Origin of the sequence: Micromonospora parastrephiae (assembly GCF_016802865.1) — a bacterium.
Taxonomy (GTDB): domain Bacteria; phylum Actinomycetota; class Actinomycetes; order Mycobacteriales; family Micromonosporaceae; genus Micromonospora; species Micromonospora parastrephiae.
Genome location: NZ_JAEVHM010000093.1, coordinates 1 through 22,335 on the forward strand (window position 1 = coordinate 1; position 22,335 = coordinate 22,335).

Sequence of the window (22,335 nt, forward strand, 5' to 3'; positions counted from 1 at the left end):
CGGCGGCCCGGGCGCGGCACCGGCGTCGGGGCCGGCGCGGGCGCCGGTGTGGGGCGGGGACCGGGTGTGGGCGCTGGATGGTTCGCCAACCCGTCGGCCGGCGGGGCGCTGGCCTGCTCGACCCCGCTGCCGGTCGGGTCCAGCTCCTCCTCCGAGGGGAAGACGTCGCCCCGTGGGGCCGGATCGCGGTAGCTGCTCATGGGCGTAGGGTTCCCCGACGATGGCGAGAACAACCGTGCCCGATCGTCCGGTGTCCGTGGCACCCGATCTGTCGGAGGATGCTGGGACCGACGCCACGGTCATGAACGGGGGTCCGAGCGTGGAATTGCGCCGGAGTCGGGGCGCCCTGGTGCTCGCCCTGGTCTGCGTACTCGGTGGGGTGGTCCTGCTGGCCCTGCCCCGCGACGGGGCCCTGCTACGGACGATCATCGCGGTCGGCGCCATCGCGCTCGGTGCCGTCGCGCTGGTCAGCGCGCTGCGGCCGTTCCGGTTCGGGATCGGCGCGGACGGGCTCACCGTCCGGAGGCCGGGCCTGCGCCGGTCGCTCCGGTGGGCCGAGGTTGACGCCCTCGTCCTCGACGAGCCGCCCCGGCGCGACGGTCGTCCGGAGCCACCACGGCTGCTGCTGGTACCCGCGCGGGACGTGACGATCGGTCCGGTGACCGCTCGCCATCCGCTCGACGGCCGTCCCGCCGTCGAACTGCTCGTCCTCGACCAGGTCCGCGAACAGCCCGAGCAGGTGTCCACCGCGCTCGCCCGCTACGCCGGCGACCGTTTCGTGGACTGCCCGCGTTGCGCCGCGCCGCCTTCGCCGACCCGGACCTTCCCACCGGCCTGCGCGGCTACCGGATGGACCAGGTGGACCGGTTGATCCGGCGCGGCCAGGACGCCCTGGTGGCCGGGGACCCGCAGGCCCGGCAGGCGGCCCGCGCGGGGATCGAACGCGTCCGCACCGCCGGACTGCCGGTCGCCCAGCGGGGGTACGGGATGCTTCAGACCGACGCCGCTCTGGACGCCCTCGCCGCCGCGTTGGCCGACCACCAGTCCACCGACCGGGAGACCGCCACATGATCGCGCAGGGACAGAACGCCACGTCGGCCGACGTGCCACGCCGCAACTGGGCCGGCAACGTGCGGTACTCCGCGCGGGCGTTCCACCGGCCCACGTCCACCGACGAGCTGCGCCGGCTCGTCGCCGCCAGCGACCGGATCCGGGCGGTCGGCACCGGGCACTCCTTCAACCGCTTCGGCGACACCGACGGCGACCTGGTCACCCTGGCCGGTCTGCCCCCGACCATCGAGGTGGACCGGGAGCGCGGGCGGGTCACCGTCGCCGGCGCGCTGCGCTACGGCGACGTCGCCCGACACCTGCACAGCCAGGGGTACGCGTTGGCGAACCTCGCCTCGCTGCCGCACATCTCGGTGGCCGGCGCGGTGGCCACCGCCACCCACGGCTCCGGGCAGACCCACGGCAACCTGGCCACCTCCGTCGCCGCCCTGGAGGTGGTCACCGCCGACGGTGACCTCCTGCACGTGGACGGCGACACCGACGGGGACACCTTCGCCGGCATGGTGGTCGGGCTCGGCGCGCTCGGCCTGGTCACCCGGGTCACCCTGGACCTGGCGCCGGCCTTCGAGCTGCGCCAGTACGTACACCTCGGCCTGCCGCGGGAGGCGCTGGACGAGGCGCTCGGTTCGGCGTACAGCGTGAGCGTGTTCACCGACTGGCGTACGCCGAGACTGCGGGAGGTGTGGCGCAAGCAGCTGGTGGACCAGCCGCCACCGGACGCGGACTGGCTCGGCACCACCGCCGCCGACGAGCCCCGGCACCCGGTGCTCGGAATGCCGGCGGAGAACTGCACCCCGCAGCTCGGCGTGCCGGGCCCGTGGCACGAGCGGCTGCCGCACTTCAAGCTCGGCTTCACCCCGAGCAGCGGCGACGAGCTCCAGTCCGAGTACCACCTGCCCCGCTCGGCGGCCAACGAGGCGCTGGCCGCCCTGGACGACGTGGCCCACCTGATCGCCCCGGTGTTGCAGGTGTGCGAGCTGCGTACGGTCGCGGCGGACGAGTTGTGGCTGAGCCCGAACCACCGGCGGGACAGCTTCGTCGTGCACTTCACCTGGGTCGACGACGCCGCCGCGGTGCTACCGGTCCTGGCCGCCGTGGAGGAGCGCCTGGCGTCGTTCGCGCCCCGCCCGCACTGGGGCAAGGTCTTCGTCACCGACCCGGCGGAGCTGGCCGCCCGCTACCCGCGGTACGCCGACTTCGCCGCCCTGCTCACCCGCCTGGACCCGACCGGGAAGTTCCGCACCGACCTGCTGGACCGCTACCTTCCCCGCTGACCGACCGGGGTGCGCAGGGTCCCCCGTTGCACGGCGCGGCTGATGTCGCTGGGGGAGACGATGCCGACCAGGTGGCCGTCGTCGGACACCACCAGGGCACGGCCGTCGGCGCACTCGCTGAGCCGGGGAAGCAGGTCGTTGAGCTGCTCACCGGCGCGGGCGAGGACCAGTTGGTCGGCCCGGCACGCCACCTCCGCCAGGCTGGTCGACGACCGCCGGTCGGCCGGTACGCCGCGCACCCGGTCCAGGGTGACCAGGCCGGTCGGGCGACCCTCCTCGGTCAGTGGCAGCGCCGAATGCCGGTACGCGAACAGGTAGTGGTCGACGAAGTCGGCGACCGTCATCTCCGCCGAGGCGGTCTGCGGCTGCGGGGTCATCACCTCGCCGACCCGGATGCCGCGCAGGGCGCTGCCGGTGCGGGCCTGGCGCTCCTCCATGCCGGCGGCGCCGATCAGGAACCAGCCGATCAGCGCCAGCCAGAGCCCACCGAACCCGACCCCGGACAGGAACTGCCACAGCCCGAGGCCGATCAGCAGCACTCCCAGCACCCAGCCGGCCCGGGCCGCGACGACGGAGGCCCGGGTCCGGTCGCCGGTGGCCTTCCACACGGCGGCGCGCAGCAGCCGACCGCCGTCCAACGGCGCGGCCGGCAGCACGTTGAAGACGGCCAGCAGCACGTTGATGCCGGCCAGCCACGCCACCGCCCCGAAGAGCAGCCCGCCCTGCCCGGCCAGCGCGAGCACCAACGCGATGGCGCCGAAGAACGCCCCGATCACCAGGCTGACCAGCGGCCCCACGCCGGAGATCCGCAGCTCCGCGCCCGGGTCGCGCGGCTCGCCCCGCAGCTCGGCCACCCCGCCGAACAGCCAGAGCGTGATGCCCCCGACCTCCAGCCCGTTACGTTTGGCGACGATCGCGTGGGACACCTCGTGGGCCAGCAGACCGACGAAGAAGACCACCGCCGCGGCCAGCCCCGCGAGGGCGTACGCCACCGGTGACCGGTCGGGATACGAGCGGGGGAACTGGTTGGCGGCCAACCCCCACGCGATCAGCGCGAAGATGACCAGAACGCTCCAGTTGACGCCGACCGGCACCCCTGCGACCCGGCCAAGCCGGAAGCTCGCCCTCATCCCTGCCCGTTACCCCCGGCCGGCCGGCCCATGCCCTCGACGGCGTACGGGCTGTCGGCCGTGCTCAACGGCGAGGGCTTTCGCTGGCGATGGTCGCCTCCCGGGGCAGCGCCGCCGCGCGCAGCGCCCAGTCCAGCGCGTAGTCGGCGATGTCCTCCCAGCCGTCCTGCCCGACGGTGAAGTGCGAACGGCCGGGGAACTCCTCGTACGCGGTGAGCGCCCGGGACTTCTGGTACAGCCCGGCGTTGGAGCGGACCACCGACGCCGGCACCACGTGGTCGAGTTCGCCGGCCATCAGCAGCAGCGGCGCGCGGTCGTCGCGCCCGACGTCGACCCGGGCGGGTGAACGCGGGTCGAGGTTGGCGAACGCGCCCTCGAAGTAGACCCGTCCGGCGCCGGGGACGGCGTAGCGCTGCCAGGCCCGGTCTGAGTCCTCGCGGCTCATGGTGTTGCCGAAGGTGTAGGCGAAGTCGTCCTCCGTGAACGGGACGGCCTTGTTGCGGTTGGCGGGGCTGCGCAGGATCGGAAAGCCCGAGCGCAGCTGACTCAGCGGCACCTTGAGCACCCCCTTCACCTGCGCGGGGTGGACTCCGACCGCCGCGGCGCCGAGGCCCCGGTCGACGAGGATCTGGGTGAACAGGCCGCCGAACGAGTGCCCCATGATGATCGGCGGCCGGGGCAGTGCCCGGATGATCCGGTCGTAGTGCGCGACGATGGTGGCGATGCTCTGCTCGGCGATCGGGCCGGGATCGTCGCGCAACTGCTCGACGGACCGGTCCATGCCGGGCCACGCGGGGGCGACGACGTGCATGCCGCGCGCGGTGTACCGCTGGGCCCACCCCTCCCAGCTTCGCGGGGTCATCCAGAGCCCGTGGACCAGCACGACCGTGTCGACCTGACCCTGCGGTGTGGCACCCATCGCGTCCTCCCGGTGTCGCAACGTCCGGCCCGGCGGTTACCCGCTGCCGCGCGCGGAATTCCTCCGCTCGCCGGATCGGCCGCTCGGCCCTGCGCCCCGGGGCGCGCCTGTCGGGCCGGCGGCGGACGTGCTGGCAGGCGATATGACTCAGCGGTATATCTATGACTCCGAGTCATATCGCTCTGCGCCATGTCCGCCGCGGCCCGGGACGCTCCGCGTGGCGGCCCGTCACCGCGGTCGATCGACTGAGCCTTCGGCCGCGCTCAGGCGGTCGGCGGCGGCGTGGGCAGTTGGTCGACCACCACCAGGCTGCTGCCGGGGCGCACCTCGGCGAGCAGTTCCCGCTGGCCGCTGCGGGTCACCCGGATGCAGCCGTTGGTGGTGTTCTCGCCCAGCTCGTCGTCGTTGTACCAGCTGTGCAGGCCGATGTGCGCGCCGCGCAGCCCGGTCGGCACCGCCCCGGGATCGTCGGGCACCGAGCCGAGGGCGTAGATGTCCACCCCGCCGTACACCGCCTCCGGCGGCGGCGTGCGGCCCAGGATGAACGTGCGGCCGAGCGGGGTCTCCTGCCCCTCCTGGCCGAGGCTGGTCTTCCAGGAGCGCACCGCCTTGCCGGCGCGGTACCAGGTGAGCCGGTGGACCTTGCGTTCCACCACGATCTGGTCGCGCAGCGCCACCGTGTCGAACCCGCCCGGCGGCAACCAGGCGAGGCGCCGGTTGGCCGAGGGCAGTAGGACGGCCGTCCAGCCGACCCGCCGCTGGGCGACCGGCACGGTCAGCTCGACACCGGCGAGGGTCGGTTCGAGGAAGGCCAGCGGACGTCCACCGGGCGCGTCGTACGCCGCGATCCGCCGGGTCGGGTGCACGCCCTCGGTCAGTGGCGTGGTGTCCATGGTGGCCGGGTCGGCGGGGAATCCCTTGGGCGCGGGGTCGTAGTCGACGACCGGCAGCCCGTCCGGGGCGGGCGCCGCCGGCGGGACCGACTCCTCCGGGCTCTGCTCGACGCTGCTCGGCGTCGGGTCGGCGGCCACCACGCGTCGGTCGTCGGGGGCCGTCGAGCGTGGGGTGAGGGCCTGGCCGACCAGCAGCGCGGCGACCAGCAGCAGGGCTACGGCGATCGCGGCGGCGATCCAGCCGGCGCGACGGCGGTTCAGGGTCATCCGGTCAAACGGCACCAAACCACTCTATGGTGGCGGACGGCCCGGGGCCCCCGGTTCGGCGATACCCGCCGGCCGGAGGCCCCGGACGATCAGACCCGCGCGCCGATGTGGACGGCCACGGCGTCGTGCGCGGGCACGTTGGCGACGAACCATCCGTTACCGTCCACCGTGATCACCGGCCCGCTGCACGAGCCGCCCGCGTACGTGCCGTGGATGACGTCGCAGTACCGGCCGGCGGGCAGGCCGGTGTAGTAGGAGCGGCCGTTCACCGCGGCGTCCTCGTCGTTGACAGTGATGAACCCCTTGCCGCTGCGGCTGAACGCGATGTGGTTGTTGCCGTTGTCGTACCAGTTGGCCACGCCGGCGCCCTCGGTGGCGTTGCGGAAGCCGACCATGTTGGCGATCACCGGCCAGCGGTGCTCGCACTCCCACCCGGAGTAGCAGGTGGTGTTGAGCGTCTTGTTCGCGCCGTCCGACGGCGGGCCGGCGTCCCGGTTGCTGAAGGTGTAACTGGACATGACGGTCGGCGACCCGTACGGCCAGGCCAGCATGAAGGCGTTCGCCAGGGCGTAGATCCCGCGGTCTCGGTAGGTGAGCACCCCGCCGGAGTCGCGCTGGGTGTCGTGGTTGTCCACGAACACCGAGGCCACGCCGGTGGGCAGGTGCCCCCAGCCCTCGCCGAAGTTGCGCAGGTACGCCAGCCGCTCGGAGCGGAACACCCGGGCCAGGTCCTTGCCGTAGCGGAACTCGTGCACGTCACCGATGCCGGTGTACTCGGTCGGTTGGACCGGCTCCCCGGCGCCGTAGATGACCTCCTGCACGACGTACGCCGTGCGGGACACTTTGCTCTTGATCGCGGCGATGTCGGCGGCCGGCATGTGCTTGCTGGCGTCCATCCGGAAGCCGTCGACGCCGAGGGAGAGCAGGTCGTTGAGGTACGCGGCGATCTTCGTGCGGACGTAGTCCGACTCGGTCTTCAGGTCCGAGAGGTTGACCAGCTCGCAGTTCTGCACCTCGTAGCGGTCGTTGTAGTTGGCGATGTCGTCGCCGCCGTTGCGGCCGCAGTGGTGGAAGTCCTGGGTCTGGTAGATGCCCGGGTAGTCGTAGTGCGAGTACGGCGAGCCGGCCCAGCCGGTGCCGCCGTTGTCCTGGCCGGACATGTGGTTGACCACCGCGTCGACGATCACCTTGACCCCGGCCGTGTGGCAGGTGTTCACCATCGACTGGAACTGGGCCCGGGTGCCCTTGCGGGACTCGATCCGGTAGCCGACCGGCTGGTACGCCAGCCACCACTGGTTGCCCCGTACGTGTTCCTGCGGCGGCGAGACCTGGACGTAGCCGTAGCCCTTCGGGCCGAGCGTGCTCTGGCACTCGCTGGCCACCGACGGCCAGTTCCATTCGAAGAGCTGGACGATGACCTTCTTGCCGCCGGGCGGGGCGGCGACGGCCGGGGATGCCGTCACGGCGGTGGGAACGAGCAGACTGGCGAGCAGGCCGAGAGCGAGGATCGCCGAGCCGCGTCGACGTCGGTGCATGGGGGACTCCTGACGGGAGCGGGGTGGGGGTGGTGGCGCGTGGGGGAGAAGCCTGGCCTTGCCGGAATCTTGCAACTCAGGCTGAAAATTGCCGAAAGATTACAAGCGCGTTGCAACGACTGTCAATGCATGGACGTTCGTCGCTGTCCGGATCGGTCCGTGGGAGCGGGCACAACGCACGCCGACGCCAGTTGGTTCGATCGCGGCCCAGAATTTTTCACCCGCGGGTGATCCGCCGGCCCCGCCCGTCCGTACTGGATGGGGGAGCAGGGGTCGGCCGGTGGTACGCCGCCGCGAGACGATCGAGGAGCAGATGGCCCGGGCAAAGCAGAACCAGAAGGCGGCCACCGTCCGGACCAGCGCCAGCAGTCGGGGGGTACGCACCCGATCGCGGTCCGCGACCGCCGCGCTGATCGCGTCGGTGCTCGCCGCGCTCTGGGCGGCGACCATGCTGACCGGCGCCGGTCAGACGGCGTACGCGTACGGCTTCTTCTTCACCGAGTTCTTCGCCGGGGTGATCGCCCTGGTGTCGCTGAGCCTCACGGTGATGCTCGGCCTGCTCGCCACCGACCGGCTGGTGCTGCGCATCTCGCACCGGGTGCTGATGCAGTCGGCGCACCGGGCCACCGGCGTGCTCGGCGTGGCCGGGCTGGGCTTCCACGTCCTCACGAAGATCGCCACCGGTCGGGCCGCGGCCACCGACGCCCTGGTGCCGTTCGTCGGCGGCCGGGGGCTCTACGTCGGCCTGGGCACGGTGGCCGCCCTGCTGATGGTCAGCGTGATCTGGACCGGCATCATCCGGGCCCGCTTCGCCGGCGTCGGTCCGAAGTGGCTGTGGCGGGCGCTGCACTCCACCGCATACCTGTCCTGGCCGTTCGCCGTGCTGCACGGCCTCAACGCCGGCCGGGCCGCGGCGCCCTGGGTGGCGTTCAGCTACCTCGGCTGCATCCTGCTGGTCGTGCTGGCGCTGCTGGTGCGGCTCTCGGTCACCATCGGCCGACGCAGCCGCGAACAGCACCAGGCGGCGGTCCGCAACGCGGCCATGGCCGCCCGGGCCGGCGAGGAGAGCCGTGGCCGGTCGCTGCTGGCCGGGCTGGGCCGTCGCCGCGACTCGACCGAGGACAAGCGTCCCGCCTGGGCGGAGGCCACCACCGCCACGTGGACCGCCCCGCCCGGTGCCCGGCGGCGCGACCCCGAGCGGTTCACCGTCCCGGTGGTGCCCGAGCCCGGCTCGCTCGCCGAGCCCGCCCGGCCCAGCCGCCGCCGCGACGAGGAGCCGGCGGCCCGCCGCGACACCGAACGGTCGACCCGTGGCCGGCGCGACGAGGTCGAGCCCACCACCCGCCGGTCGAGCCGCCGCGGCGCCGAGGAGACCGTCACCCGACGACGCGACGAGGAGGAGTTGGAGCCGGTGACCCGGCGACGCGGTCGCGCAGCCGCGACCGGGACGAGGAGACGGCCCCGACCAGGCGCCGACGCGCCGAGGAACCGGCCGCCGAGCGGACCAGCCGCCGGTCCCGCTCCGAGGACGAGGGCAGCCGCTACTCGGCACCGCCGCAGCGGATCGAGCCCGAGGAGCCGTGGGACAGCCCGCGCCGGTGGCAGGCCGCCGAGCCCATCTCGGCCGGCCCGGTGTCCGCCGAGCCGATCTCCGCCGGCCCGATCTCCGCCGGCCCGATCTCGGCGGCGCCGCGCAGCGGCAGCGGTCGGCACAGCGCCGACGACGACCTGCCGGAGGAGCCGGACTACTGGCGCCCGCCGGCCCGGTACGTGCCGGACGAGGTGGCGCCTCCCGTCGACGACACCCCGACCCTGGTCGACCTGGCGTCCCGCCGGGCGCGGCGGGCGGAGGGCCGGTCCGCCAAGCGCCGCAAGGCCAACGCGGACGCGGTGGACGGTGCGTACTGGGCCGGGCTGCGGGGTGAGGCCAAGTGATGCGGACGACCGTGCCCCCGGTCGCCTGTGTCGGTGAGCCACGGCTGACCGCGGGCTTCGCCGAGTTCGGGCGGCTCGACCTGGCCGCGCACGAGGAGGTGCACGGGCCGGTCGGTCCGATGGAGCCAGCGCAGCTGCTCCGGCTCGCCGAGGGCATGCAGCTCAAGGGCAAGGGCGGGGCGGGCTTCCCGTTCGCCCGCAAGCTGCGCGCCGTGCTGGAGTCCTGCGAGCGGCAGGACCTCGCCGCCGTCGTGGTGGTCAACGCCACCGAGGGGGAGCCGGCCAGCTGGAAGGACAAGGTGCTGCTGACCCGCGCCCCGCACCTGATCCTCGACGGCGCGGCGCTGACCGCGTACGCGCTGGACGCCGAGGAGATCGTGATCGGCGTGGCCGACGACGGCGTGGGCCGCGACTCGCTCATGGAGGCACTGGCGGAACGCCGGATGCCGGTGCCGACCACCATCGTCACCGTGCCGCACCGGTTCATCTCCGGCGAGGGCGGCGCGCTGGTCAACGGGATCAACGGTCTGCCGCACATCCCGCCGGGCACCAAGAAGCGCTCCAGCGACTCCGGTGTCAGCGGCCTGCCCACCCTGCTGTCCAACGCCGAGACGTACGCCCAGCTCGCCGTCGGCGCGCGACTCGGCCCGTACGAGTACGCGGCGCTGGGCACCGACGACGAGCCCGGCACCGTGCTGCTCACCGTGACCGGCGCCGCGGGCCGCCCGGCCGTGGTGGAGTGCACCGCCGGAATGCCGCTGCGCGACGTCCTCGACCTGTGCGAGGTGCCGGACGTCCAGGGCATCCTGATGGGCGGCTACCACGGCAAGTGGATCACTGCGGAGGCGGCGGAGAAGGCCGAGGTGTCCCGCAAGGGCCTCGCCGCGGTCGGCGGCACCCTCGGCGCGGGCATCATCATCCCGCTCGGGGTCGACACCTGCCCGCTCGGTGAGGCCGCCCAGGTGGTGCGCTACCTGGCCGGCGAGTCCGCCGGCCAGTGCGGACCGTGCAAGATGGGCCTGCCGGACCTGGCCCGCGCCGTGGACCTGGCCGTCGCCGGCAGCCAACCGGCCGACGTGGTCCGGGCCGCCGCCGGCGAGGTGAAGGGGCGGGGCGCGTGCAGCCACCCCGATGGCACCGCCCGGTTCGCCCTCTCCGCGATCGAGGTCTTCAGCGACGACCTGCGGCTGCACAGCACCGGCGACGGCTGCGGCCGGCGGGTCAAGGGCGTGATGGGGCTGCCCGGCGCACCCGACCCCAACCCGCAGAAGCTCACCCTGGACTGGTCGCGCTGCGACGGGCACGGGCTCTGCGCGCACGTGGTGCCGGACTTCATCCGGCTCGACGGCAACGGCTATCCCGCCTTCCCACCCACTCCGGTGCCGACCTGGCTGCGCGAGGGCGCCCTCAAGGCGGTGAAGGTCTGCCCGGAGCTGGCGCTGCGCCTCGCCAAGGCCGAGTAGGACCGGCACCCACCCCACACCTGTCGAACGGAGAAGCGGATGCGGATCGGGCGAACAACGGGTGGGTGTCCATCCCGGGCCGCCACCGCCGGGGCGCTCCTCGCGGCCCTGCTCGCCGTGGCGTCCTGCACCGGCACGGTGCCGCCCGACGCCGCCGCCGATGCTGCCGCCGCCGGCGCCACGCCCACCGCGACCAGCTCCTCGGCGGCCACCGCGACCGGCACGCCCACCGCCGCTGCGGCCACGGTGCCGGACACGCTGCGGTTCACCGGGACCACCCTCACCGGGGCCGCGTTCGACGCGGCGCAACTCGCCGGCCGGCCCGTCGTGCTGTGGTTCTGGGCGCCCTGGTGCGCCACCTGTGCCAGTCAGGCGTGGACGGTGGCCGAGGTCGCGCCCCGGTACCGGGACACCGTGCCGATCATCGGCGTCGCCGGGCTCGGCGAACAGCGGGCCATGAAGGAGTTCGTCACCGAGTTCGACCTCGACGGGGCACGACAGATCAACGACAGCAAGGGCGTGCTCTGGAAGCGGTTCAAGGTGACCGAGCAGAGCATCTTTCTGATCATCGACCGGGACGGCACGGTCGTGCACCAGGGCTTCCTGGACGGTGAGGCGCTCACGGCCCGGGTCGCCGCGCTGGCCGGGGCGTGACCGCCGCACTGCTGCTCGCGCTGACCGCCGGGATGCTCGGCGCGGTCAACCCGTGCGGCTTCGCGTTGCTGCCCGCGTACCTCTCGCTGTTGGTCGCCGGGCGTCGGACACCCGCGGCGCGGTCGCCGCGCGCTCACCGCGGCGGCCGGGCTCACCCTGGGGTACGTGCTGGTCTTCGGCGCCTTCGGCCTGGCGCTCGCGCCGCTCGCCGGCTGGCTGCGGCCCCGGCTGCCGTGGCTCACCGTGACGCTCGGCGTGCTGCTTCTGGTGGCCGGCTGCTGGCTGCTCGCCGGCCGGCGACTGCCCGCCCCCGGCTGGTCGACCCGAGCGCCCCGGCTGACCCGTTCCTGGCCGTCGATGGCGCTGTTCGGGGCGGCGTACGCGCTGGCGTCACTGGGCTGCGCCATCGCGCCGTTCCTGGCCATCGTGGTGACCAGCCTCCAGGCCGGCTCGACCGGGCGTGGGCTGGCCCTGTTCGGGGCGTACGCCCTCGGGATGGGTCTGGTGGTCGCGGTCGCCGCGCTCGGTGTGGCGCTGCTGCGCGACGGGCTGGTGGCCCGGCTGCGCGTCGCCGGCGCGCTGGTGCCCCGCCTCAGTGGCCTGGTGCTGCTGCTCGCCGGCGGCTACGTCGCCTGGTACGGCTGGTACGAGGTGCGGCTCGCCGCCGGCCGCCGCGACGCCCTCCAGGACCCGATCATCCGTGCGGCGTCCCGGGTCCAACACACTCTGGCCAACGCCGTGGACACCCTCGGCCCAGCCCTGCTCCTGGCCACCCTGGCGGCCCTGCTGATCCTGGCAGCCCTGACCCATTCCCGCACCCACCGCCTCCGCACCCCACCCAGCCTCGTTGATCATGAGGTTGTTGCCACGACACGCCGAGGCGACGGGCAATAACTTCATGATCGACGGCCGGTCTTGACATCGGGAAACGATCGTCAGAGTCTGTCTGACAACGTTGTCACCCCGAAGGGCCACCATGCGTATATCCGAATTCGAGTTGAGCAGGCGGCGGCTCCTCATCCTTGGCAGCGCCGTCGGCGCTGGACTCGCCATCGCCCGACCCGCCGCCACCGCCCAAGCCGCGCCAGCCGCCACCACGCCATACGCCGCGCCCACCGGCCCGGTTGCCAACACCTACCACGCGCTGCTGCTCGCCCACACCCGATGGGCCGAGGAGCAATGGGATCCGGCGATCAACGCATACCGCCTCGCGGACTTCAGGTTCGCGGTCGTCCTCGGTAACGCGGTCCTGCTCATCTCGCCCGGGTACGACCCGGCGGCCGCAGGCGTCGACCGGGACACGCTGCACGCCCGTACCGTCGCCACCATCCGCCGATTCGCGGCCACCAACCGGCTCGCCGGCGGCACCGAGTGGGGCCGACAGCTCTTCTGGGACAGCACCTTCGAGCTGTACTTCGTCCTGGCCGCCCGACTGCTGTGGTCCGAACTGGACGAGGTGACCCGCAACAACGTTGACCGCATCGCCCGTGGGCAGGCCGCGTACGCCCATTCCCTCGGCACCGGTAACGACCCGCTGAGTGGCAGTTGGACGCCGAACGGCCTCACCGGTGGCTGGATCGGTGACACCAAGCTCGAGGAGATGGGGGTTTACGCCCAGGCGATCGCGCCCGGCCTGGCCTGGGCGACGGACGACCCCGCAGCCGCGGCGTGGCGCGAGCGGTTCCTGACGTGGACGCTCAACGCGACCGGACTACCCGCAGCCGACCGCGCCAATCCCGCCGTCGTCGACGGGCGGGCGGTCGCGGACTGGAACACCGCCCACAACATCCACGACACGTTCCTCGTCGAGAATCACGGCTCCTTCGGCCCGCACTACCAGGAAGAACTGTGGCGCACTGCGGGTCGTACCGCTGCGCACTTCCTGACCGCCGGCCAACCGCTCCCCGAGGCACTCACCCGGCAGCCCAGCGCCGCCCAGCTGTGGCGGACCATGCGGCTGCTGGCCAGCGATGCTGGCGAACCCTTCATGCCGATGGTCGCGGACCGCTACCACCTGTACGGCCGTGATGTCCTGCCGCTCGCCTTCCTCGCGCAGGTCCAGGGCGACCGGCACGCCGCCCGAGCCGAGGCGGACCTCGCCGACCGGCTCATGCCCTACCTGAACTACCCGCCCGAGTATCGGCTCACCAAGTTCAGCGGCGAGCCGAAGTACGAGCCCGAGGCCCGGGCCGAACTCGCCATCAGTTATCTCTTCCATTCCTGGCGGGCAGCCAACGGCGGCGTGGTCGAGCCGGTCGCCAGCACCACGTTCTTCGCGGCGGCGGCGGGCACCCGGGACTTCGGGGAGCAGGCCGGGCTGACCGCCCAGCAGACCCCGACTGCCTTCGCCGCGGCGGTCAGCAAGACCGGGTACGTCTCGTTCCTGTGGGCCCCCGCCCACGACAACTGGTTGTTCGACACGCGGGCCGCCTCGCTGCTGCCGAGGCAGTCGGCGCCGGTCCTCGGCCGCACCTCCGCTGCGTACACCATGGCCCGGGACGGTCTCGACGCCACGGCCACCGTTCTACGCGTCGCCGGCGGCACCGCGGGATACGTCACGCTGCCCACCGGTACGGTCGTGTACGCCACCACCGGCATCGGTGCCGACGAGGGCGCGCTCACCCTGTTCAACCTGGACATGCCCGGTGTGCCCGGGCTCACCGGCACCCGCACCTTCACCGGCGAACAGGGGTCCGTCACCCTGGCTGGACAGCAGGGCCTCGGCGACGGCGGAACCGACCAGATCAGCTTTGCGTCTCGTCCAGCCAGGTACGTGCGGATGCTCGGCCGATCCCCCGTCAACCAGTACGGCTACTCGCTGTTCGCCTTCGCCGTGCTCGACGCCAGCGGGATCGACCTCGCCACCGGCCGGCCCACCACGGCCTCGTCCGCCGACCCCGCCTACCCCGCACCGAACGCGACCGACGGCAACTCCGGCACCCGCTGGGCGGTCGCCCGGGAGGAACGCGGCCGCGCGGACAGTTGGCTCGCCGTCGACCTCGGCAAGTCCATCGACATCAGCGGCGTACGCCTGGACTGGGAGGCCGCGTACGGCACCCGGTACGTCATCCAGACCTCTCTGGACGGCACCAACTGGAGCGACGCGGCGGTCGTGCCGGACAGCCCGACCATCGCCGGCTCCTGGCTGGACGTCGACGGACGAGCGGGTCTGGTCGTCCACAACGGCCAGAATCCGATCACCGTGACCGCCACCACCGTCACCCTGTCCAGCGGACCGGCCACCGGCAGCACTCGGCTGATCATCGAGGGGTACACGGGCGCGAGCAGGTCGGCCCTGGCCGCCGCGGCGTCTCGAACCCTGCCCAATGGCGGTCCGGAGGCGTTGCGGGTGAGTGACGCGGACGGATACCTGAGCCTGTTCAACCTGTCCGACGACGACATCACGACGGCGGCCGTCACCCTGTCGCAGCACGCCACGCTGCGGCTGTACCACGGAAGCCAGGTCACCGGATCCGGGACCACCAGCTACCAGGTCGACCTTGCCGCCGCCACCGCACGCGTCGAGCCGCCGCGGTTCACCGCGACCGCGGCACGGCCGGCGAAGTCGATTCCCGCCGGTACCCGGTTCGACGTCACCGACTCGCACCATCTCCGAATCACCGCACCCGCCGAGCACATCGTGATGGTGCAGCTGGAGTCCGCGGCCGGCGGTGCCCGACGGCGGGTGACGGTACCCGCTGGACGCAGCCGGGACGTCGCGTTCGCGGGTGCGACGGTGACGCCAACCAGAGACCTGGCCAGGTCTCGGACGACCTACCCGACGTCACCGCTCCCGGCTGGCATGACCGACCCGTCGGCCGCCGTCGACGGCGACCCGGGTACCGCCTGGCAACCCGGCCCGACCGGCCGATTGGTGATCGACCTCGGATCGCTCCACGATCTGGCATCGGTCCGCCTGACCTGGACTCCCGGTCGGCGGCGGCCGATCACCGTAGCCACCTCTGCCGACGGGCTCGGCTACGTAGCGGTCGCCTCGGTCCCGAAGCCGCAACCCGAGACCACCATCTCGACCAGGTCCTCCGGGCGGTACGTGGCGATCGCGGTCGCCGACTGGCAGCCCGGTGACGCCCGACTGACCCACGCGGAGGTGTTCGGTGCCTGAACCGGCACCGCACGTCCGCGCCGGAGCCGGAACAGCTCCGCGTCGGGATTGACCACGGCTCGTGGCCGAGTGGACGGCGGCGGGACTGGTGCCAAGGCATCAGTCCCGCCGCCGTCGACCAGGTGCGGGGAGCGTTGTCCGCTAGCTAGCGCAGCGGGGTCAGGCGGTCGGTGCCCAGGCGGTCCTGGAGGACCGTGGGGATCAGGACACTGCCGTCGGCCTGCTGGTACTGCTCCAGGATGGCCGGGAAGAGCCGGCTGGTGGCCAGCGCCGACCCGTTGAGGGTGTGCACGAAGCGGGTCTGCTTGCCGCCCGGCTCGCGGTAGCGGATGGCCGCGCGGCGGGCCTGGTAGTCGCCGGCCCAGGAGACCGACGACACCTCCTTGTACCTGCCGGTGCTGGGCATCCACACCTCGATGTCGAGGGTCTTCTTCATCGACGCGCTGGCGTCACCGGCCGAGAGCAGGGTGCGCTGGTAGTGCAGACCCAGCCCCTCGACCAGGCTCTCGGCGTGGGCGAGCATCTCCTCCAGCGCCGCGTCGGCCTGCTCCGGCAGGGTGAACTGGAAGATCTCCACCTTGTTGAACTGGTGCCCCCGCACCGTGCCGCGCTCGTCGGAGTGCGAGCCGGCCGACTCCCGCCGGTAGCACGGCGTGTACGCGAACGCCTTCAACGGCAGCTTCGACGTCTCCAGGATCTCGTCCTGGTACGCGCCGAGGATCGCCGTCTCCGAGGTGGGCAGCAGGAACTGACCGCGCGGCGCGGACGCCGAGTCCAGGTGGTAGACGTCGTCGTAGAACTTGGGGAACTGCCCGGCGGCGAAGCCGGCCGAGTCGAGCAGCAGGTGCGGCGGGAGCAGGAACTCGTACCCGGCCTTGATGTGCTGGTCGACGAAGTAGTTGAGCAGCGCCCACTCCAGCCGGGCGCCGACGCCTGTGTAGATCCAGAAGCCGGAGCCGCCGAGCTTGACCCCGCGCTCGTAGTCGACCAGGCCCAGCGCGCGGCTCAGCTCCACGTGGTCGCGGACCTTCTCGATCACCGGCGGCTCGCCGAAGGTCTTGACGACCCGGTTGGCTTCCTTGCCGCCGGCCACGACGTCGTCGCTGGGCAGGTTGGGCAGCTCACTCATCGCGTCGCGCAGCCGGGCCTGCACCTCGTCCAGCTGGGACTCCAGCTCGGCGAGCTGCTTACGCTCGGCCTCCGGCGCGGTGGCCTGCGGCTCGGTGCCGGCGCGCTTGGCCTGCGCGTACGCGCGGGCCTCGGCCTTGCGGCGCTGCCGCTCGGCGTCGATCTCCGTGATGAGGGCGCGTCGTTCCTGGTCGAGCCGCTGGATCTCGTCCAGGGCACGGGTGACCTCGGCGGGATCCAGACGCTTCGCCAGCGCGGTCGCCACCGCCTCGCGATCCTTCCGGATCAACTCCATGTCGAGCATGCTGCTCCGTACGCCTCCGTCCGGGGTCAGGTGGACCTCCAGATGCTACCGTCGCGCCCCTTCCGGTCCGGGACGGGGAGTGACGGCCCGGTTCTACAGCCGGATCGGCGTCAGCTTCTACAGCCGGATCGGCATCAGCACGGAGAAGGTATCCGCGTCGTCCGGTCGCCGTACGGCCAGCGGGGCGACCGGCCCGTCCAACTCCAGCACCAGTTGGGGGGCGCCGGCGGCGTCCAGCGCGTCCAGCAGGTAGTCACCGTTGACGCCCACCCGCACCGCGTCGGTGCTCAGGTCGGCGGCGGGGAGCAGGCGCAGACCGCCGTCGTCGTCGAGGCCGAGCACGGTGACGGCCAGCGGTCCGCCGCCGTGGTCGCGGGCCACCGTCGGGGCCGCCGGGTCCGCCAGCGCGGCGCGCAGCGCCGCCACGTCCACCGGGATCCGGTACGCGGCCGGCCGCTCGCCGACGGCCTTGCGCAGCAGTCGACGGTAGTCCGGGAAGTCGTCCGGCAGGGCGGTGCCGGTCAGCGTCCGGCCGGCCGCCACCACCCGCAGGTCGGCGCCGGTCACGGTCAGCCGTACCGGTCGGCGTCGGCGGGGTCGAGCAGCGCCCGGAGCTGGTCGACGAGATCCACCGGAACGAACGCCCGCGCCGGTGGACCGTCGACGTCCGCCCCGGCCCGGGCCAACGCGAGCCGGTACCGGTCGGTGGCGACGAGCCGGACGCCGTCGGACTCCACGTCGAGCAGCACACCGGAGAGCATCGGCAGCTCCGGGTCGGCGCCGACGGCGAAACGCACCGCGTCGACGGCGGCGGCCAGATCGGTGGGGGAGAGCAGCAGCGTGGTGGCGGCCGGCCGGGGCGGGTCGACCAGGGCCCGTAGCCGGGTCACCTCACGGCGGGCGTCGGCGAGCCCGTCGACGAGTCGACGCAGGTGCGTGTCGAGCAGCCGGTGCACGGTGGCCGGCTCGGCGCGTACCGCCGCGGCGATCTCCGGCACCGGCATCCCGATCCGGCGCAGCCCGGCCACCAGTCGGGCCGGGGCGATCTGCTCCTCGGTGTACCAGCGGTAGCCGGTCACCGGATCGACCAGCGCCGGCTCCAGCACCCCGGCCGAGTCGTAGAAGCGCAAGGCGCTGACGGTCAGGCCGCTGGCCCGGGCCAGCTCACCGATGCTGTGCAGGTCGCTCACGCCGGGCATCCTGCCCCCTCGACCCGGTCGAGGGTCAAGCCGAGTGTTCCACGGTGCTCTGCTTCAGCACCCGGAAGGTGAGCCCCGCCCGCACCAGCCGGTCGAGCAGCGCCTCGCCCATCGCGGCGACCGGCGTGACCTGACCGGCGGTCGGCGGCAGGTCGTCGAGCGCCAGGCAGAGCGTCGACTCGGCGAGCATCTTCGCCGTCTCGTCGTAGCCCGGATCGCCGCCGGCGACCTCGGTGAGCACCCGCCGCCCGCCACCGGTGCCCACGAACCGGACCCGGAACCAGGCCGCCGCCCGCTGCCGCGGTGTCGGCCCCTGCCCGGAGCTGAGAGGCCGAGCAGCCAGCGCCGGGTGAGCGGCACCTTCACCAGGCCGACCAGCGCGCCGAGCCCGACTCCGCCGGCCAGCACGGTCGTCAGCCGCTTCACCGCGGCGAAGTGCCGGTAGCGGAAGTCCGGGCCGTACTCGGGGCGGGTTGCCGCGGAGCGGCGCACCACCTGCGGGTCGATGGTGGGCAGCGGCACGGTCCAGATGCCCAGCTCCGCCGAGCGGGTCAGCCGGCCGGACACCGCCCGGACCCGACGGTCGGTGGGGCGCGGCTCGACCGCCCGGCGCTCCCGGGCCGCCCGGCTGGCCTGCCCGGTACGGGAGAACGCGGTGAGCGCGGAATGGTACGTGCCGGCGGAGAACCTCGCCGAGACACGGACGTAACCGTCCACGGTGATCGCTGCGTCGGCGGGCAGATGCTTGACGGTGAACCAGACGCCCAGGTCGTGCGGTACGGAGTCGAAGCCGCAGGCGTGCACCAGCCGCGCGCCGGTGCGGGTCGCCTCGGCGTGGTGACGGACGTACATCAGGTCGACGAACTCCGACTCGCCGGTGATGTCCAGGTAGTCGGTGCCGGCCTCGGCGCAGGCGGCGACCAGCGGCTCGCCGTGCCGGACGTACGGGCCGACGGTGCTGGCGACCACCCGGGCGCTCCGGGCCACCGTGCGCAGCGAGTCGGGGTCGGTCACGTCGGCGCTGAGCAGCGGCAGGTCGGCCAGGGCCGGGTCGATCGCGGCGAGCCGGTCCCGCGCGGCGGCGAGCCGGTCCGGGTTACGCCCGGCCAACGCCCAGCGCAGCCCGGGTGGGGCGTGCCGGGCCAGGTATTCGGCCGTGAGTCCCCCGGTGAACCCGGTCGCCCCGAACAGCACCACGTCGTACGTTCGCTCCCCAGCCATCCTGCGAGTCTGCCATCCGCCGGACGGCGTCCGGGCCGGTCGTCACGGGGTGAACACGGCCCGTACGCAGCCGTCGGCCCGGTCCCGGAACAGCGCGTACCCCAGCGGGGCGTCCTCCAGCGGCAGGCGGTGGGTGGCCAGATGCTCGGTCCGCAGCTCGTCGCGGGCCATCCGGTCCAGCAGCATCGGCACGTCGCGCAGGTCCGGCCGGCGGGCCCCGCGCAACGCGAGTCGCTTGTCGGTCAGCGCGCCCAGCGGGAACGCGTCGACGAACCCGTCCGTCCCGCCCAACACCACCACCGTGCCGCCCTTGCGGCAGGCGTGCACCGCCTCGCGCAGGGCGTCCGGGCGGTCGCTGACCCGGGCGCCGAAGCGGTCGGCCATCGAGCGGGCCGGCGGCTCACCGGCCGCCACCACGCACACATCCGCTCCACGGCCACCGCTGCGGTCGCGCAGCTCGGCCGACACGTCGGTGCGGCCGTAGTGCAGCGGCTCCGCGCCCGCGTGCCGCTCGACCATCCGCAACCGCTCCTCGTGCCGGTCCACGACGACCACCCGGGCGCAGCCGCGCAGCACCGCCGCCCGGGCGGTCAACTGGCCCACCGCCCCGGCGCCCCAGACCGCCACCACGTCCCCGGGCCGCACCGCGCCCAGCTCGGCCGCCAGCCAACCGGTCGGCGCCGCGTCGGCGGCGAACAGCGCCCGGTCGTCGCCGACCACGTCCGGCACCCGGACCGCGCTGACGTCCGCGTACGGCACCCGCACGTACTCGGCGTGGCCACCGGCGAAGCCACCCGCCGCGCGTGGCCGCCCGAAGCAGCCGACGTCCGAACGTCCCCAGTCCGCGTCCGCGCTCGCCGGGTCGGTGCTGCCGTTGTCGCAGCAGGCGTGCAGGCCCGCGCGGCAGTACCGGCACCCACCGCAGGCGACGGCCGCGCCGACCACCACCCGGTCACCGGCGCGGTGCCGGCGTACCCGCGGACCGGCCTCGACCACCTCGCCGAGGAACTCCGCCCCGAGCACGTCACCGCTGCGCAGCAGCGGATCCCGCCCGGCCAGCAACGGCAGGTCGGCGCCGCAGGTGGCGCTTCGACGGACCCGGACGATGACGTCCCGTTCGTTGCGCAGCTCCGGGTCGGGCACCTCGCGTACCGCCAGCTCGCCGGCGCCAACCCAGCACAGCGCCCTCACCCGCCGTCCTCGGGTCGGTCCAGCGCGGACCGGTCCGCGCGCAGCACCTCGCCGGTCTCGACGCGCTGCTTGACCTGGCGCAACGTGCGGCGGACCAGCAGCCTCGGGTCGTCGCCGACCAGGTGCGCGGCGAGTCCGACGGCCGGGGTCGCCCCGGCCAGCGGGCGGGCCGCCAGCTCGGTGCCCCGCTCACCCGGGGCCGGCCGCACCCGCACCTCCACAGCCCCCTCCAGGAGACGCAGCGGCTCGGGCCACCGGCCGTCGGGGAGCACCTGCTCCGGCGGCCGGTCCACCGTCACGACCTCCCACCGGGCCGCCGCGGCGGGGTCGCCGTCCGCGCCGGACCGGCCACGGCGACGGGGTACGCGCAGCAGACGCGCCGCCCCGGCCAGCGTCGGGCCGCCGAGGGCGGATCCCATCCGCGTCAGCCGTCGCATCGGTCCCACCCGTCCTCCCGGTCCACGTCCCCCGATCGTCGGTCCCGACCGGGTGAAGCGGGCTCGCCCGGAAGGGGTGAACCGGTCCACGTCGGGTAACCGCCCGCGGACCGGGGGGTGGAACGCGTCGGTGGGGGTGGGGCCGGGTGCCGGAACAGCAGGATCGCGTGCGGGTCGGGACGGCACCGGGGCGTTCGGGTGACCGGCCGCTGCTGGCGTCCCGGTTGACGCCGGCCGCGCCACCCGAGCCGGTGGTGGCCCGACCCCGCCTGCTGCGTCGGCTGGACGAGGGCAGCGCCGGACCGGTCACCCTGGTCGCCGCGCCGGCGGGCTGGGGCAAGACGACACTGCTCGCCTCGTGGGTGCGGCTGACCGGCGGCGCTCCCGAGATCGGGCCGGGACCGGTGGTGCCCGAGGCCGGGGCGGCGCCGACGGCCACCCAGCCGGAGCCGGCATGGGTGTCGGTGGAGGTGGGCGACGACGGTGAACGGCTCTGGGCGTACCTCGCGGCGGCGCTGCGGACGGCGACCGGGCCGGCCGACGACGGCCCGGTGCCCGACCGACCGCCCCGCCCGGACCAGTTGGAGGCCCTCGCCGCCGCCCTGGCCGCCGCGGACCGGCCGGTCGTGCTCGTTCTGGACGACCTGCACCGGGTCACCGACCAGGCGGCGCTGACCGGCCTGGAGTTCCTGCTGCGGCATGCCGACCAACGGCTGCACCTGGTGGTCGGGGCGCGCGCGGGGCTGCCGTTGGCCCTGCACCGGCTCCGCCTCGCCGGCGAGCTGACCGAGATCGGCCCCGACGAGCTGGCCTTCACCGACGACGAGGTGGCCGACCTGCTCACCGCGCACGGCGCGGCGCTGCCGGCGACCGCGGTGCGTCGGCTGCGCGAACGCACCGGCGGATGGCCGGCCGCGCTGCGGATCGCCGCCCTGGCGGTACGCGGTCAGGCCGACCCGGAGCGCTGGGTGGGGCAGTTCGGCGGCGACCAGCCGGAGATCGCCGGTTATCTCCAGGAGGAGGTGCTCGCCGCGATCGACCCGGCCGATCGGGAGCTGCTGCGCCGCACGGCCCTCGTCGAGACGGCCTGCGCCGACCTCGCCGAGGCGTTGACCGGCCGCACCGACGCTGGGCGGGCACTTGCCGACCTGGCCGGCGCCGGCGGTCTGCTGCGCCGGGAGGACGGCCGTCCGCCCTGGTACCGCTGCGACCCGCTGCTGGCCGACCTGCTCCGGGCCGAGCTGGCCCGGTTGCCCGCCGACGAGGTACGCGAGCTGCACGTGCGGGCCGCCGACTGGTACGCCGGCGAGGGCCGCCCGGCGGACGGGCTGCGGCACGCGTTGGCCGCCGGCCGGTGGGACCTGGCCGGCGACCTGTTCGTCGCGCACTGGCCGGATCTGACCCGGTACGACCGCGACACGGTGGACGGCCCGCCGCCGCCCTCTCCACCGCCGGAGGTGGTCCGCGCCGACCCGGAGGTGGCCCTGGCCTGCGCCGCCGAGCGGGCGTACGCCGGTGACCTGCCGGCCGCCGGCGGCCACCTGCGCACCGCCGCCGCGTACGCCGGTGGCCTGCCGGTGCCCCCGCCGGGGAC

The 22,335-nt window shown here is 73.9% G+C and carries 18 protein-coding genes and 2 pseudogenes; 9 read left to right on the forward strand and 11 right to left on the reverse strand.

All coding sequences use genetic code 11. From position 1 onward, the window contains the following. Window positions 1-200: pseudogene (locus JNW91_RS18680) on the reverse strand (hypothetical protein); the annotation flags it as partial. A 119-nt stretch (window positions 201-319) separates the two neighbouring features. Between JNW91_RS18680 and JNW91_RS18685 the strand changes: the two are divergent. From JNW91_RS18685 to JNW91_RS18695, 3 genes are read left to right on the forward strand one after another with little or no spacing between them, the layout of a single operon-like run. Beyond that, window positions 320-871 carry a hypothetical protein gene (locus tag JNW91_RS18685; protein WP_203176838.1) on the forward strand — a complete coding sequence of 184 codons (552 nt, stop codon included), beginning with the start codon at window positions 320-322 and terminating at the stop codon, window positions 869-871. Further along, the gene (locus JNW91_RS18690) at window positions 859-1,071 is read left to right on the forward strand and encodes a hypothetical protein (protein ID WP_203176839.1); all 213 of its coding nucleotides are present in this window, start codon (window positions 859-861) and stop codon (window positions 1,069-1,071) included. Before JNW91_RS18685 ends, JNW91_RS18690 begins: the two co-directional genes overlap by 13 nt. Continuing rightward, the gene (locus JNW91_RS18695) at window positions 1,068-2,342 is read left to right on the forward strand and encodes an FAD-binding protein (RefSeq protein WP_203176840.1); all 1,275 of its coding nucleotides are present in this window, start codon (window positions 1,068-1,070) and stop codon (window positions 2,340-2,342) included. Before JNW91_RS18690 ends, JNW91_RS18695 begins: the two co-directional genes overlap by 4 nt. Here the strand turns inward: JNW91_RS18695 and JNW91_RS18700 are convergent. From JNW91_RS18700 to JNW91_RS18715, 4 genes are all read right to left on the reverse strand, one after another. Then, window positions 2,327-3,472, reverse strand: coding sequence for a site-2 protease family protein (locus JNW91_RS18700; RefSeq protein WP_203176841.1), 1,146 nt, complete (start codon window positions 3,470-3,472; stop codon window positions 2,327-2,329). The two genes, JNW91_RS18695 and JNW91_RS18700, sit on opposite strands and share 16 nt — an antisense overlap. A 64-nt stretch (window positions 3,473-3,536) precedes the next feature. After that, a complete protein-coding gene (locus tag JNW91_RS18705) occupies window positions 3,537-4,391 on the reverse strand; it encodes an alpha/beta hydrolase (protein ID WP_203176842.1) in 855 nt (284 codons plus the stop codon). A gap of 263 nt (window positions 4,392-4,654) precedes the next feature. Continuing rightward, a complete protein-coding gene (locus JNW91_RS18710) occupies window positions 4,655-5,566 on the reverse strand; it encodes a L,D-transpeptidase (protein ID WP_309244414.1) in 912 nt (303 codons plus the stop codon). Window positions 5,567-5,640: 74 nt separating this feature from the next. Then, entirely contained in the window at window positions 5,641-7,086 is a 1,446-nt protein-coding gene (locus JNW91_RS18715; RefSeq protein ID WP_203176843.1) for an alpha-amylase, read from the reverse strand. Between the two features lie 280 nt (window positions 7,087-7,366). Between JNW91_RS18715 and JNW91_RS18720 the strand changes: the two genes are divergently transcribed. The 5 genes from JNW91_RS18720 to JNW91_RS18740 all read left to right on the forward strand — a co-directional run bounded on the left by JNW91_RS18720 (window position 7,367) and on the right by JNW91_RS18740 (window position 15,261). After that, window positions 7,367-9,058 carry a CPBP family intramembrane glutamic endopeptidase gene (locus JNW91_RS18720; protein WP_238425256.1) on the forward strand — a complete coding sequence of 564 codons (1,692 nt, stop codon included), beginning with the start codon at window positions 7,367-7,369 and terminating at the stop codon, window positions 9,056-9,058. Further along, the gene (locus JNW91_RS18725) at window positions 9,018-10,484 is read left to right on the forward strand and encodes an NADH-ubiquinone oxidoreductase-F iron-sulfur binding region domain-containing protein (protein ID WP_203176844.1); all 1,467 of its coding nucleotides are present in this window, start codon (window positions 9,018-9,020) and stop codon (window positions 10,482-10,484) included. The genes JNW91_RS18720 and JNW91_RS18725 overlap by 41 nt, the downstream gene beginning before the upstream one ends. 39 nt (window positions 10,485-10,523) lie before the next feature. Then, on the forward strand, window positions 10,524-11,138 hold the full coding sequence (locus tag JNW91_RS18730; protein WP_203176845.1) for a redoxin domain-containing protein: 615 nt from the start codon (window positions 10,524-10,526) through the stop codon (window positions 11,136-11,138). A gap of 165 nt (window positions 11,139-11,303) precedes the next feature. Next, window positions 11,304-12,032, forward strand: coding sequence for a cytochrome c biogenesis CcdA family protein (locus JNW91_RS18735; RefSeq protein WP_238425258.1), 729 nt, complete (start codon window positions 11,304-11,306; stop codon window positions 12,030-12,032). 82 nt (window positions 12,033-12,114) lie between these two features. Then, a complete protein-coding gene (locus tag JNW91_RS18740) occupies window positions 12,115-15,261 on the forward strand; it encodes a discoidin domain-containing protein (protein WP_203176846.1) in 3,147 nt (1,048 codons plus the stop codon). A gap of 145 nt (window positions 15,262-15,406) precedes the next feature. On the opposite strand, the gene serS is transcribed toward JNW91_RS18740, so the two are convergent. The 6 genes and pseudogenes from serS to JNW91_RS18765 all read right to left on the reverse strand — a co-directional run bounded on the left by serS (window position 15,407) and on the right by JNW91_RS18765 (window position 20,741). Then, window positions 15,407-16,693: a serine--tRNA ligase gene (serS, locus tag JNW91_RS18745; RefSeq protein ID WP_203176847.1), complete on the reverse strand. Its 1,287-nt coding sequence runs from the start codon at window positions 16,691-16,693 to the stop codon at window positions 15,407-15,409. A 117-nt stretch (window positions 16,694-16,810) separates the two neighbouring features. Beyond that, window positions 16,811-17,260 (reverse strand): hypothetical protein, encoded by a 450-nt coding sequence (locus tag JNW91_RS33635; RefSeq protein ID WP_309244415.1) that lies wholly within the window; start codon window positions 17,258-17,260, stop codon window positions 16,811-16,813. A gap of 2 nt (window positions 17,261-17,262) precedes the next feature. Then, entirely contained in the window at window positions 17,263-17,883 is a 621-nt protein-coding gene (locus JNW91_RS33640) for a DNA polymerase III subunit beta family protein (RefSeq protein WP_309244416.1), read from the reverse strand. 34 nt (window positions 17,884-17,917) lie between these two features. After that, a pseudogene (locus JNW91_RS18755) lies at window positions 17,918-19,113 on the reverse strand (saccharopine dehydrogenase family protein). A 42-nt stretch (window positions 19,114-19,155) separates the two neighbouring features. Continuing rightward, the gene (locus JNW91_RS18760; RefSeq protein ID WP_203176848.1) at window positions 19,156-20,304 is read right to left on the reverse strand and encodes an alcohol dehydrogenase catalytic domain-containing protein; all 1,149 of its coding nucleotides are present in this window, start codon (window positions 20,302-20,304) and stop codon (window positions 19,156-19,158) included. Then, complete coding sequence (locus JNW91_RS18765; protein WP_407664350.1) at window positions 20,301-20,741, reverse strand: hypothetical protein; 441 nt, start codon at window positions 20,739-20,741, stop codon at window positions 20,301-20,303. The genes JNW91_RS18760 and JNW91_RS18765 overlap by 4 nt, the downstream gene beginning before the upstream one ends. Before the next feature lie 146 nt (window positions 20,742-20,887). Between JNW91_RS18765 and JNW91_RS18770 the strand changes: the two genes are divergently transcribed. Next, window positions 20,888-22,335: AAA family ATPase (locus JNW91_RS18770; protein ID WP_309244417.1), on the forward strand; the 1,448-nt coding region annotated here is incomplete at its 3' end.

Bases quoted from the DNA above. Each gene is read 5' to 3' on its own strand.
- JNW91_RS18700 (WP_203176841.1), bottom strand. From the start codon at position 3,472: ATGAGGGCGAGCTTCCGGCTTGGCCGGGTCGCAGGGGTGCCGGTCGGC.
- JNW91_RS18705 (WP_203176842.1), bottom strand. From the start codon at position 4,391: ATGGGTGCCACACCGCAGGGTCAGGTCGACACGGTCGTGCTGGTCCAC.
- JNW91_RS18765 (WP_407664350.1), bottom strand. From the start codon at position 20,741: ATGCGACGGCTGACGCGGATGGGATCCGCCCTCGGCGGCCCGACGCTG.
- JNW91_RS18730 (WP_203176845.1), top strand. From the start codon at position 10,524: ATGCGGATCGGGCGAACAACGGGTGGGTGTCCATCCCGGGCCGCCACC.
- JNW91_RS18740 (WP_203176846.1), top strand. From the start codon at position 12,115: ATGCGTATATCCGAATTCGAGTTGAGCAGGCGGCGGCTCCTCATCCTT.
- JNW91_RS18695 (WP_203176840.1), top strand. From the start codon at position 1,068: ATGATCGCGCAGGGACAGAACGCCACGTCGGCCGACGTGCCACGCCGC.
- serS (WP_203176847.1), bottom strand. From the start codon at position 16,693: ATGCTCGACATGGAGTTGATCCGGAAGGATCGCGAGGCGGTGGCGACC.
- JNW91_RS18715 (WP_203176843.1), bottom strand. From the start codon at position 7,086: ATGCACCGACGTCGACGCGGCTCGGCGATCCTCGCTCTCGGCCTGCTC.